The sequence below is a fragment of the Micromonospora sp. S4605 genome, assembly GCF_003176715.1.
GTDB lineage: Bacteria > Actinomycetota > Actinomycetes > Mycobacteriales > Micromonosporaceae > Micromonospora > Micromonospora echinaurantiaca.
Genome location: NZ_QGSW01000067.1, coordinates 1 through 16,886 on the forward strand (window position 1 = coordinate 1; position 16,886 = coordinate 16,886).

A 16,886-nucleotide genomic window follows, 5' to 3' on the forward strand; every position below is an offset into this window, starting at 1 on the left:
GCCACCACCGCCCGGCGGCGCGGGGGTCAGCCGGCGGTGCAGGGGGCGCCGTTGACGGTGATCAGGCCGGGCGCCGGGTTGGCGCCGCCGCCGGTCACCGCGTTGAACCCGAAGGTCACCGTGCCGCCCGGGTTGATCCGGGCGTTGTACGACTCGTTCCGGGCGGTCACCGTGGCACCGGCCTGGGTCACCCTGGCCAGCCACGCCTCGCGCACCTTCTGGTCACCGGTGAAGGCGAACCGGGCGGTCCAGCCCTGCACCGGCGTCGGGCCGGTGTTGCGGATGGTCACCTGGGCGGTGAAGCCGGTGCCGCCGTGCCAGGTGCCGTAGTTGGTGTACGTGGCCGTGCAGGTGGCGGCCGGCACCGCCGCCGCGTCGCCCTGGTCGGCCAGGAACGAGGCGATCCAGGCCAGCGCCGAGTTCCAGTTGATCGCCACCTCGTTGGTCGCGTACGAGTTGATGTCGTCGACGTAGCAGAACATCGGCGCGCAGCCGGCGAGCAGTTGCGCGGCGAACGGGTCCTCGAGGTTGGCGTTCGCGCCGCCGGCGAGGGAGCCGGCCGGCGGGTTGGGCAGCGCCGGGTCCAGTTGGTTGGCGAAGATCCGGCTGTGCTGGTTGCGGGCCGTCCGGTCACCCCAGCCGGTCACGTACGAGATGTTCAGCGCGTTGCGGCCGAGGAGGTAGTCCATCGCCTGCACCGCGCCGTCGCGGTACCGCGCGTCCCCGGTCAGGTCGTACGCGGTGGCCAGCACCACCGCGTTGTTGATGATGTTGCTGTTCGCGCCCCAGAAGTAGCTGCCCCGGTCGCCGGGCATGGGCAGCCCGTAGGCCTGGCCGTTCAGGGTGGCCAGGTGGGTGTCGGCGGCGGCGCTCACCGAGGCGCGTACCCGGGCCAGGTCGGCGGCGGGCAGCGCGTTCGGCACGGTGGCCAGGTCGAGCCGGCCGAGCGCGGCGGTGCTGCCCCAGCCGAAGCCCTGGGCGCCGAACACCTCACCGGTGTGGTGCGGGGACGCGGTCAGGTCGGCCAGGTAGGGCTGCTCGCCCGTGGTCAGGAACAGCTCGACCGCGGCCCAGTAGAACTCGTCGCTGACGTCGCCGTCGCTGTAGGCGCCACCCCCGTTGCCGTCCTGCGGGTCCGCGTAGCGGGTCGGGTTGGCCTCGGCCGCGGCGTACGCGGTCCGCGCCGCCGTGGCGCACCGGCCGGCGAAGGCCGCGTCGTACGGGGCGTAGAGCCGGGCGCACTGGGCGGCGGTGGCGGCCAGGTTGAGGGTGGCGGCGGTGGATGGCGGGTGCAGCTCGCGGGGTTGCGGGTCGTCGTGCGGCAGCAGCGGCAGCCCGGTCCAGTTCCGGTCGTGCACCTTGTGGTGGGCCATCCCGGCCAGCGGCTCGCCGGCCGGCACCTGCATGCGCAGCAGGAACTCCAGTTCCCAGCGGGCCTCGTCGAGGATGTCCGGCACGCCGTTGCCGCGCTCGGGCACCCGCAGCGTGCCGTCGGCGAGCCCCGCGCCGCCGCCGGCGGTGCGCGCGGTCTTGGTCCGCTCGAAGGTGTTCAGCAGCTGGTAGGTGGCGATACCGCCGTTGACCACGTACTTGCCGTGGTCGCCGGCGTCGTACCACCCGCCGCGCACGTCCAGCCGGTGGTCGCAGACGCCGGGCTGGCAGGGCACGTCGGTGTCGCCCTGGTTGGGCGCCACACCCAGGTGCCCGGCCGGGCGGGCGTACGCCGGGCCGAGCAGGTCGCCGTCGATGGCGATGCCGCTGCGCTGGGCGTAGAAGAACTGGAGCGAGTCGGCGCGCAGCCCGTCGTAGAGGGTGCCGGAGATGTCGAACGGGTGGCTGGTCTCGCCGTCGACGGTCAGCGTCAGCCCGGCCCCCGCGGTGCGGTACGCGGAGAAGTCCACCGTGTGCACGCGCTGGCCGGAGGCGGCGTCCACCCCGCGCGGGGTGCTGTCGCCGGTGGCCAGCACGGTGCCGGCGGCGGAGCGCAGCTCCCACGGCAGCGGGTCGGTCGCCTCGGTGACCACGGTGGCGTGCTTCGGGCCACCGGGCAGGTAGCCGACCTGGTTGACCCGGACCCGTGGGCCGGTGTCCGGCTCGTACGGCTCGGGCGGCTCGCCGCCGCGCAGCGACACGTCGTCCAGGCAGACGGTCTGCTCGTCGGCGCTGCCGCCGACCTGGAAGATGAGCTGGGCGGTCGGGTTGTCGGCCGGCGCGGTGAAGGTCTTCTCGAACCGCTGGGCGGTGCCCGTGGCGGTGGCGGTCAGGCTGGCGTACGTGGTGTAGGGGGCGCTGCCCAGTTGCAGCACGGCGGTGACCGGGGTGCCGGGGGTGGCGGCGACGTCGAAGCCGAGGGTGTACTCGGATCCGGCGAGCAGCGGCACCCCGTCCTGGCCGATGCCGGCGTCCCACGGGTTGGCCAGCCCGCCGGGGACGGTGGCGCAGAGCCGGCCGTCGGTCACCGCGAGCGGGCCGGTGCCGTAGGAGAACCAGGGGGAGACACCGGCGCTGAAATCGCCGTTGTCGATCTGCTCGGGGGCGTCTGGTGGGGGATCGGCCTGGGCCGGGGCGGCGGTGCCGCCGGCCAGCGCCAGGGTGGTGGCCGCGGCGAGCAACGCGAGGCGGCGTCGGGATGGCGTCACGGGGGTGTCCTTCCGGGACGGCGGGGGGTGGACGTGCGGCGGTGGCGGTGGCGACCTGGGAGCGCTCCCAGCGGTCGGGCTCGATGGTTCCAGCCGTCGGCTCTCGTGTCAATCGATCCGCCTGGATGGCGAACCGCCCCCGCCGGCAGTGAGATTCGCCGCGCCACGCCCGGCCGTCCTGATCTCCTAGAGACAACTGCGCCCTTCTCCTGGCAGGCTGCCTCCCATGACCCTGAAGCTGCGTTCCGTCGGAACGAGCGACCGTGGGCTGATCCGCAGCGGGAACCAGGACGCCCTGCACGCCGGGACCTGGCTGGTCGCCGTCGCCGACGGCATGGGTGGAATGGCGGCCGGCGACCTGGCCAGCGCGATCACCATCGACGCCGTCGCCCCGCTGGATGTGGAGACCCCGGAGGACGCTCTGGTGGCCGCGCTGCAGAGCGGCATCGAGCTGGCCACCGCGCGGATCCGCCAGGCGGTCAGCGAGGACCCGGAGCGGCAGGGCATGGGCACCACGTTGACCGCCCTGCTCTTCGCCCGGACGGGCAGCTGCCTGGCGCTGGCCCATGTCGGCGACTCCCGGGCCTACCTGTACCGGGAGGGGGTGCTCAAGCAGATCACCCGGGACGACACCTACGTGCAGATGCTCGTCGACCAGGGCCTGATCACCCCCGACCAGGCCAGCAGCCACCCTCGCCGGGCCGTGGTCACCCAGGCGTTGCAGGGCGACGAGGTCTCCCCGACGTACGCCACGATGGTGCCCTGGGCCGGCGACCGCTGGCTGCTGTGCAGCGACGGGCTCTCCAACGTGGTCCGGCCGGACACCATCGCCGAGGTGCTCGCCGAGCAGCCGGACCGGGACGAGTGCGCCCGGAAGCTGATCGACCTGGCGCTGCGCGCCGGCGGCCCGGACAACGTCACCGTGGTGATCGCCGACGTGGTGGAGGAGTGAGCGGGCCCGAGTGAACCGGCCGGCTGAGCGCCCGCAGTCCCGGGCGCGGTGGGCACCGCTCAGCGGCGGCGCGGGGCGGTGCGCCGGGTGGGCTCGGCCGTGGTCGGGTCCTCCGGCCAGGGGTGGCGCGGGTAGCGGCCGCGCAGCTCCGCGCGCACCTGGGGGTATCCGGACCGCCAGAAGGACGCCAGGTCGGCGGTGACCGCCACCGGCCGCCCGGCCGGCGAGAGCAGGTGCAGCAGCACCGGCACCCGGCCGCCGGCCACCCGCGGCGCGTCCTGCCAGCCGAACGTCTCCTGGAGCTTCACCGCGAGCACCGGGGCGGCCGGGTCGGCGTAGTCGACCCGGATCCGCGAGCCGCTCGGCACGGCGATGCGTTCCGGGGCCAGCTCGTCCAGCCGGGCCGCCTGCGCCCACGGCAGCAGCCGGCGCAGCGCCGCGGCGACGTCCACCCGGGCCAGATCGGCCCGGCGCCGCGCGGCGGCCAGTTCCGGCCCGAGCCAGTCGGGTGCGGCGGCCAGCAGCGCCTCGTCGGTCACCTCCGGCCAGTCCGCGCCGAGCGCCTGGCGCAGGAACACCAGCCGCTCGCGCAGCGCCCGCGCCGACGGCGTCCAGTCCAGCAGGCCGAGGCCGGTCCGGCGCAGCCCGGTGAGCAGGGCCGCGGTGACCGCCTCCGGGTCGGGCCGGGCCAGCGGCCGCTCGACCAGCTCGACCGCGCCGAGCCGGACCACCTCGCGGGCCACCACGTCGGTCCCGGACCAGGCGACCTCCCGTTCGGTGCGCAGCAGCGGGCCGGCCGCCTCCCGGGCGGTCGCCTCGTCCAGCGGGGTGGCCAGCCGAACCCGGGCGGTCGGCGCGCCGGGGGAGCGGTCCGCGACGGCGACCGCCAGCCAGCCGGACCCGGCCAGCGCCGACCCGGGCGCCAGCTCCGCCGCGGTGCCGCCGGTCATCAGGTACGCCGAGCCGCCCGGCCGGCGTGCCCGGGCCAGCCGCTCCGGGTGGGCCAGCCCGACCAGCAGCCCGGCGGCCAGGTCGTCCGGCAGCCGGTCCCGGCCGGCCGTCGCTGCCCGTCGCCGGCCCCGCGGGCCGTCCCGGCCGGTGGCGGGTTCCGCCTCGGCGGGCAGGGCGGCGCGTAGCCGGCGTACCTCGGCCCGCCACCGGGCGGTGGCACCGGGATCGGCGCCCGCGCGCAGCCGGCGCCAGGCGGCGGCCAGGTCGTCGCCCGGCCCGGCGACGGTGTCCTCGGCGAGCAGCGCGACGACCTCGGCCGCCCGGTCCGGGCCGACCCGGTCGGCGCCGTCCAGCAGCGCCCGGGCCAGCCGGGGATGGGTGCCGACCGCGGCGATTGCCCGGCCCCGGTCGGTGATCCGGCCGTCCGGGTCGACAGCGCCGAGGGCGGCGAGGGTGTCCCGGGCCACCGCCAGCGCCGCCGCCGGCGGCGGGTCGGGCAGGGCGAGCCCGGTGCCGTCCGGTCGCCCCCAGGCCGCCAGCTCCAGCGCGAACCCGGTCAGGTCGGCGGTGGCGATCTCCGGCGCCGGCTGGGCGGCCAGCCGCTCGTGGGTGGCCGCCGACCAGCAGCGGTAGACGTACCCGGGCGCCTCCCGGCCGGCCCGGCCGGCCCGCTGGGTGGCCGCCGCCCGGGACACCGGCACGGTGACCAGCGCGCCGAGCCCGCGGGCCAGGTCCGTGCGGGCCACCCGGGCCAGCCCGGCGTCCACCACCACCCGCACCCCGGGCACGGTCAGGCTGCTCTCCGCCACCGCTGTCGCCAGCACCACCCGCCGCCGGTCGGCCGGTCGCAGCGCGGCGTCCTGCTCGGCGCCGCGCTGCCGGCCGTGCAGCGCCAGGACGGCCACCTCGTCGCGCAGGTCGGCCAACCGGGCGGCGACGGCGGCGATCTCGCCCGCCCCGGGCAGGAAGACCAGCAGGTCCCCGTCGCGCTCGCGCAGCGCCTGCCGGACGGTGGCCGCGACGTGGTCGAGCAGCGCCCGGTCGACCGGTCCGGCGCCGGGCGCGGCCACCGGCCGGGGTGGCGGGGCCCAGATCCGGGTCACCGGGTGCAGGGCCGCCGGGACCCGGACCACCGGCGCCGGGCCGGCCTCGCCGCCGAGCAGCGCGGCGAACCGGTCCGCCTCCGGGGTGGCGGACATCGCCAGCAGCCACAGGTCCGGGCGGAGCGCGGCGCGGGCCTCGACCGTGAACGCGAGCGCCAGATCGGCGTCGAGGTGGCGCTCGTGGCACTCGTCGAGCAGCACCGCGCCGGTGCCCGCCAGCTCCGGGTCGTGGTGCAGCCGGCGCACCAGCAGCCCGGTCGTCACCACCTCGACCCGGGTACGCGGGCCGACCCGGCGCTCACCGCGGACCGCGTACCCGATCCGGTCGCCGACCCGCTCGCCGAGCAGCGTGGCCATCCGGTGCGCCGCCGCCCGGGCGGCCACCCGGCGCGGCTGGGCGATCAGCACCCGGCCGGGCACCTCGTCGGCCACGGCCAGCGGGGCGAGCGTGGTCTTGCCGGTGCCCGGCGGCGCCACCAGCACCCCGGCCCCGGTCGCCCGCAGCGCCGCGACCAGGTCCGGCAGCGCCGGCCGGACCGGCAGGTCGAGGGAGACGTCGCGGAGCACGGCCCAGTCTCGCACCGCGCGGCGGGCGTCAGTCGGCGCGTACCCCGGGCAGGCCGGCGAGGAAGGCGTGCCAGGCCGGCCGCCCGAAGGCCAGCACCGGCCCGCCCCGGTCCTTGCTGTCCCGCACGGCGACCCGATCGTCGGCGGCGGCGACCTCGACGCAGTTGCCGTTGCCCACGCTGCGCGTGCTGGTGCGCCACTGGGCCCGGGTCAGGTCGAGCGCGGTCATTCGCGGTACCCCTCGTCTGTGCCGGCGTGCCGCAGCCGATGCGGTCACGCAAAGTGACGAGAAGCCTCCTCCAGGCGGGCCAACGACGCCGCCGGAGGCAGTGCCATCCGGCACAGCTCCTCGTGCACCAGGCTATACCCGCGGACCTGAGCCGCTTCCTCCAGAGCCAGCCCTGTGCTGAGGTTTTCCAGGTAGACCACGGCGGCGTCGGCAGTGTCCGGAAAGGTCAGCACGACGTAGGGCGAGTTCATCGCGGGGTGCCCGCCGGCGGTGAACGGAAGTACCTGGACGGTCACGTTCGGTAGTCGAGCTATCCGGCCGAGGTGCGCCAGTTGGGCGGCCATCACGGCGTTCCCGCCGACCGGCCGGCACAGCACCGCCTCGTTCAGCACCACCGACAGCTCGACCGGGTTCTCCCGGTGCAGCACGTTCTGCCGGTGCATCCGGGCGGCGACCTTGCGCTCGATGCCCTCCTCGCCTGCGGTCAGCCGGTAGACCTCCCGGGCGTACGCCTCGGTCTGCAGCAGCCCGGGCACCGCCTCGGCCTCGTACGTCCGCAGCGTCGCCGCCTCGGCCTCTAGTCCGACGTAGAACTCGAACCAGTCCGGCAGGACGTCGCTGTACTTCTGCCACCAGCCGCGCTGCTGGGCGCCGCGGGCGATCTCGATGAGCGCCTCGGCGTCGGCGCCGGTGACCCGGTAGAGCGCCAGCGCGGCCCGCACGTCGCGCGGCTTGATGCCGATCTGGGCGGTCTCGATCCGGGACAGGTTGCTCTTGGACATGTCCAACTGCCGGGCGGCGACGTCCAGGGTCATGCCCGCGCGCTCGCGCAACTGGCGCAGTTCCCGGGCGATACGGCGGCGGCGGACGGTGGGGCTCGCGGTCACCCTCCGAGTCTGTCACGACAAGATCCGCAGGTCGCGCCTGCACGGAGTGCAACGACCGGATCCGGGAGTTGCATTGCGGTAGCGGCGGGTGCATCCTTTCCCGGATCGCGAGCACTGTGGACGGACACCCCCGGGAGGGCCGTTGCTCACCGCCGACGAGTTCTTCCTGGTCGCCCACAACGACTCTCGCGGCAAGGCGCGGCTCAACCCGACGGCGACCGGCCTCGGTCTCGCCGGCGCCCTGCTGGGCGAGCTGGTCCTCTATGGACACGTCACGGTCGCGGCCGGGCAGGTGACGGTGCTCGACCGGCGGCCACCGGCGGACGCGCTGGCGCACACCGTGCTCGACCAGCTGATGGGGGAGCCCCAGCACCGGGCCGTGCGGACGTGGTTGAGCTTCCTGGCGCAGACCGCGGCCGGCGCGGTGGGGGAGCGGCTGGCCCGGGCCGGGGTGCTGCGCCGCCAGGAGAGCCGGCGGCTGCTGCGTACCACGGTCAGCTACCGGCCGGTCGACCTCAACGCGGCCGCCTGGCCGGCGACCCGGCTGCGCGCCCTGCTGGACCGCCCCGAACCGCCGACCGTGCCGGACGCGCTGCTGCTCGGCCTGATCTCCGCCGCCGGGCTCACCCGCGAGGTGCTCTGGAGCGCCGGGCCCCGCGCCCACCACCGGCTCAGCCTGCTCGTTCCCGCGCTTCCCGCGCCACTGAAGGAACTGGTCGCGCAGACCGAGGCGGCGGTCGGCGCCGCGGTGCTGCGCGGCGTGCCCTGATCCCCCTTCCCCTCCCCTCGAATCGGAGCAGCGCCATGCCGACAGCAACGATCGAACGTCCGAGCAACGTCTCCGCGGCGCTGGCCCGCGGCCGGCTCGGCATCCCCTCGGTGATCTTCTTCGTCCTCTCCGCCGCCGCGCCGCTGACAGTGGTCGCCGGCGTGGTGACCACCGGCTACGGGGTCATCGGGGTGACCGGCATCCCGTTGGCGTTCCTGGTGGTCGCCGCGGTGCTCGGGCTCTTCTCCGTCGGCTACGTGGCGATGGCCCGCCGGGTCGCCAACGCCGGCGCCTTCTACGCGTACGTCTCCCGGGGGCTGGGTCGCCCGGCCGGGGTGGGCGCGGCCTGGGTCGCCCTGCTCGCCTACAACGCCCTGCAGGTAGGGCTCTACGGCACCATCGGCGCCGCGGCGGAGCCGGTGCTGGACCGGCTCTTCGGCGCGCACCCGGACTGGTGGGTGGTGGCCCTGGCCGCGTGGGCGACGGTCGGTGTGCTCGGCGTGCTCCGGGTCGACGTCAACGGCCGGGTGCTGGCCGCGCTGCTGGTCGCCGAGATCCTGGTGATCCTGGTCTTCGACCTCGGGCAGCTGGCCAACCCGGCCGGCGGCTCGGTCAGCCTCGCCGCCCTCTCCCCGGAGAACCTGGCGGTGCCCGGCGTCGGCGCGGTGCTGGTGCTGGCCATCCTCGGTTTCGTCGGCTTCGAGTCGGCGGTGGTGTTCAGCGAGGAGAGCCGGGACCCGCGGCGGACGGTGCCGGTGGCCACGTACCTCTCGGTGGCCATCATCGCCGCGGTCTACGCGCTCTCCGCCTGGAGCATGACGGTGGCCGTGGGTCCGGACCGGATCGTCGCCGAGGCGGGCGAGCAGAGCGTCGGGCTGATCTTCAACCTGGCCGGCGCGCACCTGGGCGACACCGCCGTGACCATCGGCCAGGCGCTCTTCCTGACCTCGGTGCTGGCCGCGATGATCTCGTTCCACAACACCACCGCCCGGTACGCCTTCGCGCTCGGCCGGGAGCGGGTGCTGCCCCGGGTGTTCGGGCAGACCTCGCCGCGCACCGGGGCGCCCCGGGCGGCGTCGCTGGCGCAGAGCGCGCTCGGCCTGGTGGTGATCGTGCTCTACGCCGCCAACGGCTGGGACCCGGTGGTGCAGCTGTTCTACTGGTGCGGCACCAGCGGCGGCTTCGGGGTGCTGCTGCTGATCGCCACCACCTCGGTCGCGGTGATCGCCTACTTCGCCCGCTCCGGCGCGGCGGAGACGCTCTGGCGCCGGGCGGTCGCACCCGGGCTGGCCACCCTGGCGCTGCTGGTCGTCGTGGCGCTCGCGGTGGACAACTTCGCCGACCTGCTCGGGGTGTCCCCGGAGTCGCCGCTGCGCTGGGCGGTCCCGGTCGCCTACCTGACCGCCGCGCTGCTCGGCGTGCTCCAGGCACTGCTGCTGCGCCGGCGCCGGCCGCAGACGTACGCCCGGATCGGGCTGGGCGCGGAGAGCGCGGCGGCGGACGTGGCGCCCGGGCCGGGCACCGACGGCACCGACGGAACCGCCGGGGCCGGCGTGGCCGACGGCGGAACGGCGGTGCGGCGGTGACCCGGGCGGCCGAGGTGGCCGTGCGGCGGCTGGAACCGGCGGAGACGGCGCTGGTGGCCGGGCGGATCGCGGAGGCGTTCCTGGTGCTCGACGCGACCCGGTGGCTGGTGCCCGACGCCGCCCGACGCCAGGCCGTGCTGGCGCGCAACTTCGAGATCCTGGTCGACCACGCTATGCGGCACGGCCTGGTGTACGGCACCGAGGACCGGGACGCGGTGGCGGTCTGGTTCCCCTCGGTCGGCGATCCGGTGCCGCCGCCGGCGGACTACGCCGCCCGACTCGCCGCGGCCTGCGGCGAGTGGGCCGAACGCTTCGCGCACCTCGACGAGCTCTTCGCCGCCAACCACCCGCATCCGGACCACCACCACCTGGCGTTCCTCGCGGTGCGGCCGGCGCGGCAGGGGCGGGGGCTCGGCACGGCGCTGCTGCGGCACCACCACGCCTGGCTGGACGCCCACGGCGTGCCGGGCTACCTGGAGGCCAGCAGCGAACTCAGCCGCGACCTGTACGCCCGGCACGGCTACCGGGTGGCGGAGCCGTTCCGGCTGCCCGACGGCACGCCGTTCTGGCCGATGTGGCGCGAGCCTCGCTGACCGGGAGAGCGGCTCACGGGCGCTGTCGGGCCCGGCCCCGGGCCAGTTGCACCCGGCGACGTCGGGACCGACCGCCGGGCGGGCCGCACCGCACGGGCCGTCGGGTCGCCGGTGACCCGACGGCCCGTGGCCGGACACGACGGTGGCCGGGCCCGCCGACCCGGCCACCGTCCACCACCGGCGTCAGTAGGTGCCGTCGAGCTGCCCGCGCAGCTTGGTCAGCGCCCGAGCCAGCAGCCGGGAAACGTGCATCTGCGAGACGCCGATCTGCTCGGCGATCTGCGACTGGGTGAGGTTGCCGTAGAAGCGCAGGGTGAGGATCTTCTGCTCGCGCTCGTCCAGGGTGGCGAGCGCCGGGCCGAGGGCCACCCGCAACTCGGCCAGCTCGAACTCGCCGTCCTCGCCGCCGAGCATGTCGCCCAGCTCGGTGGCGCGGTCGCCGTCGCCGGTCGGGGTGGACAGCGACACCGCGTTGTAGGCGCGGGCACCCTCCAGGCCCTCCAGCACCTCTTCCTCGGTGATCTTGAGGTGGGCGGCGATGTCGGCGACCGTCGGCGAGCGGCCGAGGGTCTGCAGCAGGGTGCTGTTCGCGTCGGAGATGGCCAGCCGCAGCTCCTGCAGGCGGCGGGGCACCCGGATGTCCCAGGTGCGGTCCCGGAAGTGCCGCTTGAGCTCACCGATGATGGTGGGGATCGCGTAGCCGGCGAAGTCGACGCCACGGGACGGGTCGAACTTGTCGATGGCCTTGATGAGGCCGACGGCGGCGGTCTGCGCCAGGTCGTCGGTGGGCTCGCCGCGCCCGCTGTAGCGGTGGGCGAGGTGGTTGGCCAGCGGCAGCCAGGCCTCGATCGCCCGGTCGCGCAGCGCGGCTCGCGACGGGTGGTTGGCGGGCAGTGCGGCCATCGCGTTCAGCAGGTCGGCGGCGCTGTCGGTGAGCGCTCGCGGGTCGAGCTTCTCCGTGGTGGGTGCGCTCGTCGCCTGCTCGCTGATCGTTGGCGCGGTCATGGGTGGTCCTCCCTGCACCTCGTCCGCGGATATGAGACGTGACGCTTTGGTTTAGCTTCAGATGGGCCGTTCGGGACTCACCTTAGCCTGATCGGCTTGGCCAAAGCTAGCCGAAAGTACGATGTACTTAAGTTATTTTGCGCCATCAAGGGAGCAAACCGGGCATAGTGCGGAGCGATTGTGAGGGTGATTACCGGTTCGGACGACCGACGCGGCGCCGGCCGGACATCCGCCGTCGGTCACCGCTCGGTCACCCGGACCCGCCGACCGGGCAGCCGGGAACCCGACAAGTCGGCAGGAGTGTCGACTTTCCGTCGTTGTCCCATCGACGGGACCGGCCTAGCGTCGCCTGTACATCGTCCGGTTCGGAGGCGTCGTGCTCGATCCAGCCGCTCCCCAGCTCGTGGTGAACAGCCGCACGCTCTTCTTCAGTTGGTTGCCGGCCGACCCGGACGCGGTCGCCGCGCTGGTGCCGCCGGGGCTGCGCGCGCAGCCGGACCGGCAGGTCTTCATGAACCAGTACGTGGTCGAGGACGACAGCCAGACCTCCGGCTTCGGGGCGTACTCGCTGACCTACGTGGGGGTGTCGCTGAGCGGGGTGGACGCGCCCGGCGGCGAGAACGCCGGCGGCTGGTGGACGCACTACGTCACCTCCAGCCGGCGGGTCCGCGAGTACGCCGTCGCCCGCGGCGCGCCGACGTCGCTCGGCCGGACCACCATCGAGGTGCGTGGCGGCACCCTGGTCGCCGAGACGGAGATCGACGGGGTGCCGCTGATCCGGGCCCGGTGCCAGGTGGGGGAGACCGGCAGCGTGATCAGCAGCGGGCACCACCGGTACTTCACCGCCCGCGACGACCAACTGCTCAGCTCGGTGTACCCGTACGTCGCCGAGCCGGTCACCTCGTTCGTGATCGAGTCGGTGGAGTTCCTCGAGCCCGGGCACTCCACCTACGCGCTCCGGCCGGCCAACCCGCTCACCATCGGCTTCGGGTTCTACGCGCCGCGCGCCTCGTTCGCCTATCCCGGCGGCTTCACCGTCCACCCCGGCGGCCGGGGCGCGCCCGCCGGGCCGGTCGGCGCACCGGCGGAGCGGGTGCTGGCGCAGCGCGGCGGCGAGCGGCCGGCGCCGGTTCACCAGGTGCCGGCCCGTCGCGCCCGCAGCGGCCTGCCGTCCGGGTCGTAGACCAGCCGGTACGCCGGTAGCGCCCAGGCGCGGGTGTACCAGCGCAGCCGTTCCGGGCGGTGCGGGCGCAACCGGCCCGGCGGACGGCGGCCCACCCGGCCGCCGTCGTACCACCGCTGCAGCGCCTCGGCGGCGGCCGTGATCGCGGCCACCGCGTCGGCCGGGTCGAGCAGATCGGCGTCGCCGCCGCCGTCCGGATCCCGGTCCAGGTGCTCGCGCAACAGGCGCAACCGCAGCTCCCGGGCGAAGACCCGGGCCCCGTCGCCCTGCCCGGCCGGGTCGGTCGGGGCCCGCTCGTCGCGCGTCTCGTCGAGCACCGCGCAGGACAGCTCGCTGTCGTGCGTCCACGACCGGCGGTTGAAGTTGTCGCTGCCCACGCTGGCCCAGACGTCGTCGACCACGCAGACCTTGGCGTGCACGTACACCGGCACGCCGGCGTGGTTCTCCACGTCGAAGACGTGCACCCGGTCCGGCGCGACCCGCTCGCACAGCGACAGCGCCTGCTCCCGGCCGACGGTGTTCGGCGGCAGCGCCAGCCGGCCGTCCACATCGGGGTAGCGCGGGACCACTGCCACCAGGTGCAGGTCCGGGTTGTCGCGCAGTGCCCGGGCGAACAGCTCGGCCACCTCGTGCGACCAGAGGTACTGATCCTCCAGGTAGATCAGCCGGCGGGCCCGGCGGACCGCCTTGGTGTAGCCGCGGGCCACCGTCCGCTCCCCGTCCGGGGCGAAGGAGTACCGGGGCCGCACCGCGGGATAGGTGCGCAGCAGCTGGATGTGGTGCGGGCCGCGGGACGGCGGGTCGGCCGGCTGTCCGGGCAGCGGGTCGGGGCGCAGGTCCGCCCCGCGCAGCCGGTCCCGCAGGTAGGCCATCGGGTTCTCCGAGTCCAGCGGCATCGGGTCGGTCCACCGCTCGCGGAACACCCGGTCCAGCGCCCCGACCGCCGGGCCGCGGACCGCGAGCTGCACGTCGTGCCAGGGCGGCCGGTCGCCGTAGCGGGCCGACATCTGTACCGCCTGCGGGTCACCGTGGTGCACCACGTCGTCGCGCCGGCTGTGGCACAGGTCGATCCCGCCGGCGAACGCCACGTCCCGCTCCGGCGCGCCCGGGTGCCGGAGCACCACCAACTTCTGGTGGTGCGACCCGCCCCGGCGGACCCGCTGGTCCAGCAGCACCTCGCCGCCGGCCGCGGAGACCGCCTCGCTGAGGGTGCGGTTCTCCGCCTCGCTGTACGTCAGCGCGTCGAGGTGGGACCGCCAGATCAGCCCCTTGACGACGACCCCGCGCTGCGCGGCCCGGGCGAACAGCTGGGCCACGGTCGGGCCGTCCGGGCGCAGCCGCTGGTCGGGGTCGCCCCGCCAGTCGGTGAAGAAGAGGTGGTCGCCGGCCTCGAGCGCCTCCACCTCGTCGACCAGCCGGTCGAAGTACGCGGCGCCGTGAATTAACGGCTCGGCGAGGTTTCCGCTGGTCCAGATGGGTAACTCTGACACCGGGTTGGCACGTTCCGGTGCGGTGAGGAACCAGTCCCGCAGCGCCACCGCTCCAGCCCTCCCGAGGTCGACAACCTCACGGTAGGACCCCCGCCGGAGGTCCGCACGCCGGCAGACACCCGCTGACCGGCGGCCACCCCGGCACACCCGCCCCGAACCGACGCGAACCACCGAGGAGGCCACACCATGCCCGGCGAGACGACGAACTCCGTGACCGAGTACCGCGAGCAGGCGGTGGAGGGCGAGCGGGGGGCGCTGGTGGCCGTGTTGGTGATGGTGATCCTCGGCGTCGCCGGCATATTCGCCGTGTCCTGAATCCCGCACCCGCGACGGCGGTGAGCGCCCCGGCGTGGCCGGGGCGCTCCGTAACGGCGAAGGTCAGGGCCGCGGGCCCTGGCCCCCGGTGTGCGGCAGCCGCTGCGCCGGGATCACGCCGAGCCGTCCGGCCTGGAAGTCCTCGACCGCCTGGATCAGTTCGTCCCGGCTGTTCATCACGAACGGGCCGTAGTGCGCCACCGGCTCCCGGATCGGCTCGCCGCCCATGATGTAGAGCTCCAGCGCCGGGGTGTGGCTGTCCTGCCGGGCGTCGGCGGCGAAGCGGAGGGCGTCGCCCGGCCCGTGCACGGCGAGTTGGCCGGTGTGCACCGGGCGGGCGTCCGCGCCGACCGTGCCGCGCCCGGCCAGCACGTAGACCAGGGCGTTGAAGTCCGGCCGCCACGGCAGGTCGACCTGCGCCCCCGGCTGGACCGTCACGTGCGTGACGGCGATCGGGGTGTGCGTGGTGCCCGGCCCCCGGTGCCCGGCGATCTCGCCAGCGATCACCCGGATCAGCGCGCCGCCGTCCGGCGTGGTGAGCAGGGCGGCCTCCCGGCCACGGATGTCCTGGTACTTCGGCGGGATCATCTTGGCCACCCGGGGCAGGTTGACCCAGAGCTGGGTGCCGTGGAACAGCCCGCCGCTGACCACCAGGTGCTCCGGCGGAGCCTCGATGTGCAGCAGCCCGCTGCCGGCGGTCATCCACTGGGTGTCGCCGTCGGTGATGGTGCCGCCGCCACCGTGCGAGTCCTGGTGGTCGAAGACGCCGTCGATGATGTACGTCACCGTCTCGAAGCCGCGGTGCGGGTGCCACGGCGTGCCCTTCGGCTCGCCCGGGGCGTAGTCGACCTCGCCCATCTGGTCGAGGTGGATGAACGGGTCCAGCTCGCTCAGCGGGACCCCGGCGAAGGCCCGACGGACCGGGAAGCCCTCGCCCTCGTAGCCGCTCGGCGCGGTGGTCAGCCGGCGGACCGGCCGGAAGGTGGTGGACTCGTCGAGCCGCGGCAGGCGGGGCAGGACGAGCACGTTGTCGACGGTGATGGCGGGCATCGCGGGGCTCCTTAACTGTCGCTGTCGCCGGGAGTGGTCGACGCGTCACGTCCGGCGCGCAGGCGCCGGCCGAGCCGCTCGAAGACCCGGGTGAGGCAGGCGACCTCGGCGTCGTCGAGGTCGTCCATCAGGTGAGTGCGGACGGACTTCAGGTGGTGCGGTGCGGCCTCGCGCAGGGTGAGCAGCCCGGCGGCGGTGAGCACGGCCTCGCTGCCGCGCCGGTCGTCCGGACAGGGCTGCCGGGCCACCAGGCCGCGCTTCTGCATGGAGGAGATCTGGTACGTCAGCCGGCTCGGCGAGAAGACCAACCGGCTGGCCAGGTCGCCCATCCGCAGCCGCTGCCCGGGCGCCTCGGAGAGCAGCACCAGCACGTGGTAGTCGGCGAAGCTCAACTCGCTGTCGGCGCGCAGGTCGTCCTCCAGCTGGGTGAAGAGCCGCTGGCTGGCCTCGATGTACGCGCGCCAGGCGGTGAGGCGGGTGCGGTCCAGGCTCTCGGTCACGTCGTAAGAGTAGCACTCTTTCAAATTTTGACTAGTGCTTCTCCGCAGGAGCGTTCTGCTTGCGGTGAGCCGTGCTGGCGGCAGGTTATGCAGCTTTGAAAGACGTGGCCGGGTACGGCAACGGGCGCCGCCACGACGAGCGCCTGCACGCCCGGCTGGCCACCGACCGCTGACCGGCTCCGCGCGGCGCCGGCATCGGGTGGCGGCACACGACGACGGCCCCGGAATGCCCCGGGGCCGTCGGATGGTCGTACTGGGGGCTCAGGCCGGTTGCTGACGCTCCCCGGTCAGGTGCATCCGGCCCAGCAGTTGACGGGCCTGCTCGGCGAACTGGACGTCGACGATGACGGCGTACTGGCCGGCGCGCAGCGAGCTGGCCGAGGTGAAGTCGCGTTGGCCGCCGGTCATCGCGTGCGCCACCGCCCCGAAGACCGCGCCCCAGATGGCGCCGATCACCAGCCCGACCAGGATCACCGCGAGCCAGTTGCCCACCGTGAAGATGCCGAAGAGCAGCCCGATGAACAGGCCGAACCAGGCCCCGGTGCCGGCGCCGACCAGCGCGGCCCGGCCGGTGGTCATCCGGCCGAGCACCGTCTCGACCAGGGTGAGGTTGGTGCCCACGATGGCGCTGTGCTCCACCGGGAACCGGTTGTCCGCCAGGTAGTCCACCACCCGCTGGGCGGACGGATAGTCCGGATACGAGCCGATCGTCACGGTGGGCGGGCCCGTCTCCGGCCCGTGCCCGTCGCCGCTGGGCGCCGCCAGCCGGCCCGCCGGGCCGGTGGGGAGGGTGTCACCGCCAGGCATCCCGGGACGCCAGGCCGAGGTCGGATTGGTCATGAGCGTCCTCCTTCGTCAGCCTGCTACGTTCCCCGCAGCCTGCGCCGGTAACGCCGGCCCGGCCACGGAGTGCGGCGGGCACGCCGCAGGGGACCCCACGCCTGGAGAGAAGACTGGGTGCATCTGTTGTCGTTCCAGCGACAACAGATGCACCCGAACCTGCGGGGCCGGTGGTCAGGGCGGCGCGGGGCCGGCGTTACCGGCGCAGGCTGCGGGGAACGTAGCAG

15 protein-coding genes are annotated in these 16,886 nt (G+C 74.8%); 6 read left to right on the forward strand and 9 right to left on the reverse strand.

Annotated features, from left to right (window positions below):
* Positions 1-26: 26 nt before the first annotated feature.
* Positions 27-2,639, reverse strand: coding sequence for a glycoside hydrolase family 9 protein (locus DLJ47_RS03375; RefSeq protein ID WP_109898646.1), 2,613 nt, complete (start codon positions 2,637-2,639; stop codon positions 27-29).
* 226 nt (positions 2,640-2,865) lie between these two features.
* Here DLJ47_RS03375 and DLJ47_RS03380 point away from each other — a divergent pair, with 226 nt between their 5' ends.
* Positions 2,866-3,591: a PP2C family protein-serine/threonine phosphatase gene (locus DLJ47_RS03380; protein ID WP_109898647.1), complete on the forward strand. Its 726-nt coding sequence runs from the start codon at positions 2,866-2,868 to the stop codon at positions 3,589-3,591.
* A gap of 59 nt (positions 3,592-3,650) precedes the next feature.
* Here the strand turns inward: DLJ47_RS03380 and hrpB are convergent, their stop codons facing one another.
* The 3 genes from hrpB to DLJ47_RS03395 are packed head-to-tail and all read right to left on the reverse strand — an operon-like array spanning position 3,651 to position 7,328.
* Positions 3,651-6,212, reverse strand: coding sequence for an ATP-dependent helicase HrpB (gene hrpB, locus DLJ47_RS03385; RefSeq protein ID WP_109898648.1), 2,562 nt, complete (start codon positions 6,210-6,212; stop codon positions 3,651-3,653).
* 28 nt (positions 6,213-6,240) lie between these two features.
* A complete protein-coding gene (locus DLJ47_RS03390) occupies positions 6,241-6,441 on the reverse strand; it encodes a DUF397 domain-containing protein (protein ID WP_109898649.1) in 201 nt (66 codons plus the stop codon).
* A 44-nt stretch (positions 6,442-6,485) separates the two neighbouring features.
* Positions 6,486-7,328: a helix-turn-helix domain-containing protein gene (locus tag DLJ47_RS03395; protein WP_109898650.1), complete on the reverse strand. Its 843-nt coding sequence runs from the start codon at positions 7,326-7,328 to the stop codon at positions 6,486-6,488.
* Between the two features lie 142 nt (positions 7,329-7,470).
* On the opposite strand from DLJ47_RS03395, the gene DLJ47_RS03400 reads away from it, so the two are divergent.
* From DLJ47_RS03400 to DLJ47_RS03410, 3 genes are all read left to right on the forward strand, one after another.
* A complete protein-coding gene (locus DLJ47_RS03400) occupies positions 7,471-8,097 on the forward strand; it encodes a GOLPH3/VPS74 family protein (RefSeq protein WP_109898651.1) in 627 nt (208 codons plus the stop codon).
* Positions 8,098-8,198: 101 nt separating this feature from the next.
* A complete protein-coding gene (locus tag DLJ47_RS03405) occupies positions 8,199-9,683 on the forward strand; it encodes an APC family permease (RefSeq protein ID WP_393352354.1) in 1,485 nt (494 codons plus the stop codon).
* Entirely contained in the window at positions 9,680-10,276 is a 597-nt protein-coding gene (locus DLJ47_RS03410; RefSeq protein WP_233257634.1) for a GNAT family N-acetyltransferase, read from the forward strand. The genes DLJ47_RS03405 and DLJ47_RS03410 overlap by 4 nt, the downstream gene beginning before the upstream one ends.
* A gap of 183 nt (positions 10,277-10,459) precedes the next feature.
* On the opposite strand, the gene DLJ47_RS03415 is transcribed toward DLJ47_RS03410, so the two are convergent.
* The gene (locus DLJ47_RS03415; RefSeq protein ID WP_088994961.1) at positions 10,460-11,281 is read right to left on the reverse strand and encodes a SigB/SigF/SigG family RNA polymerase sigma factor; all 822 of its coding nucleotides are present in this window, start codon (positions 11,279-11,281) and stop codon (positions 10,460-10,462) included.
* Between the two features lie 376 nt (positions 11,282-11,657).
* On the opposite strand from DLJ47_RS03415, the gene DLJ47_RS03420 reads away from it, so the two are divergent.
* Positions 11,658-12,464, forward strand: a complete 807-nt coding sequence (locus DLJ47_RS03420; RefSeq protein ID WP_109898653.1) for a hypothetical protein — start codon at positions 11,658-11,660, stop codon at positions 12,462-12,464.
* Here DLJ47_RS03420 and DLJ47_RS03425 read toward each other — a convergent pair.
* Entirely contained in the window at positions 12,413-14,002 is a 1,590-nt protein-coding gene (locus tag DLJ47_RS03425; protein WP_109898654.1) for a phospholipase D family protein, read from the reverse strand. The two genes, DLJ47_RS03420 and DLJ47_RS03425, sit on opposite strands and share 52 nt — an antisense overlap.
* A 138-nt stretch (positions 14,003-14,140) precedes the next feature.
* Between DLJ47_RS03425 and DLJ47_RS37440 the strand changes: the two genes are divergently transcribed.
* Positions 14,141-14,269: a hypothetical protein gene (locus DLJ47_RS37440; protein WP_255456070.1), complete on the forward strand. Its 129-nt coding sequence runs from the start codon at positions 14,141-14,143 to the stop codon at positions 14,267-14,269.
* A 63-nt stretch (positions 14,270-14,332) separates the two neighbouring features.
* Here the strand turns inward: DLJ47_RS37440 and DLJ47_RS03430 are convergent, their stop codons facing one another.
* The 3 genes from DLJ47_RS03430 to DLJ47_RS03440 form a co-directional block, all read right to left on the reverse strand.
* Positions 14,333-15,319, reverse strand: coding sequence for a pirin family protein (locus DLJ47_RS03430; RefSeq protein WP_109898655.1), 987 nt, complete (start codon positions 15,317-15,319; stop codon positions 14,333-14,335).
* Positions 15,320-15,330: 11 nt separating this feature from the next.
* Positions 15,331-15,819, reverse strand: coding sequence for a MarR family winged helix-turn-helix transcriptional regulator (locus DLJ47_RS03435; RefSeq protein ID WP_109898656.1), 489 nt, complete (start codon positions 15,817-15,819; stop codon positions 15,331-15,333).
* Positions 15,820-16,080: 261 nt separating this feature from the next.
* Complete coding sequence (locus DLJ47_RS03440) at positions 16,081-16,659, reverse strand: general stress protein (RefSeq protein ID WP_109898657.1); 579 nt, start codon at positions 16,657-16,659, stop codon at positions 16,081-16,083.
* Positions 16,660-16,886: the final 227 nt, after the last annotated feature.

Coding starts and splice junctions, on each gene's coding strand:
- DLJ47_RS03440 (WP_109898657.1), bottom strand. CDS start 16,659: ATGACCAATCCGACCTCGGCCTGGCGTCCCGGGATGCCTGGCGGTGAC.
- DLJ47_RS03415 (WP_088994961.1), bottom strand. CDS start 11,281: ATGACCGCGCCAACGATCAGCGAGCAGGCGACGAGCGCACCCACCACG.
- DLJ47_RS03430 (WP_109898655.1), bottom strand. CDS start 15,319: ATGCCCGCCATCACCGTCGACAACGTGCTCGTCCTGCCCCGCCTGCCG.
- DLJ47_RS03390 (WP_109898649.1), bottom strand. CDS start 6,441: ATGACCGCGCTCGACCTGACCCGGGCCCAGTGGCGCACCAGCACGCGC.
- DLJ47_RS37440 (WP_255456070.1), top strand. CDS start 14,141: ATGCCCGGCGAGACGACGAACTCCGTGACCGAGTACCGCGAGCAGGCG.
- DLJ47_RS03380 (WP_109898647.1), top strand. CDS start 2,866: ATGACCCTGAAGCTGCGTTCCGTCGGAACGAGCGACCGTGGGCTGATC.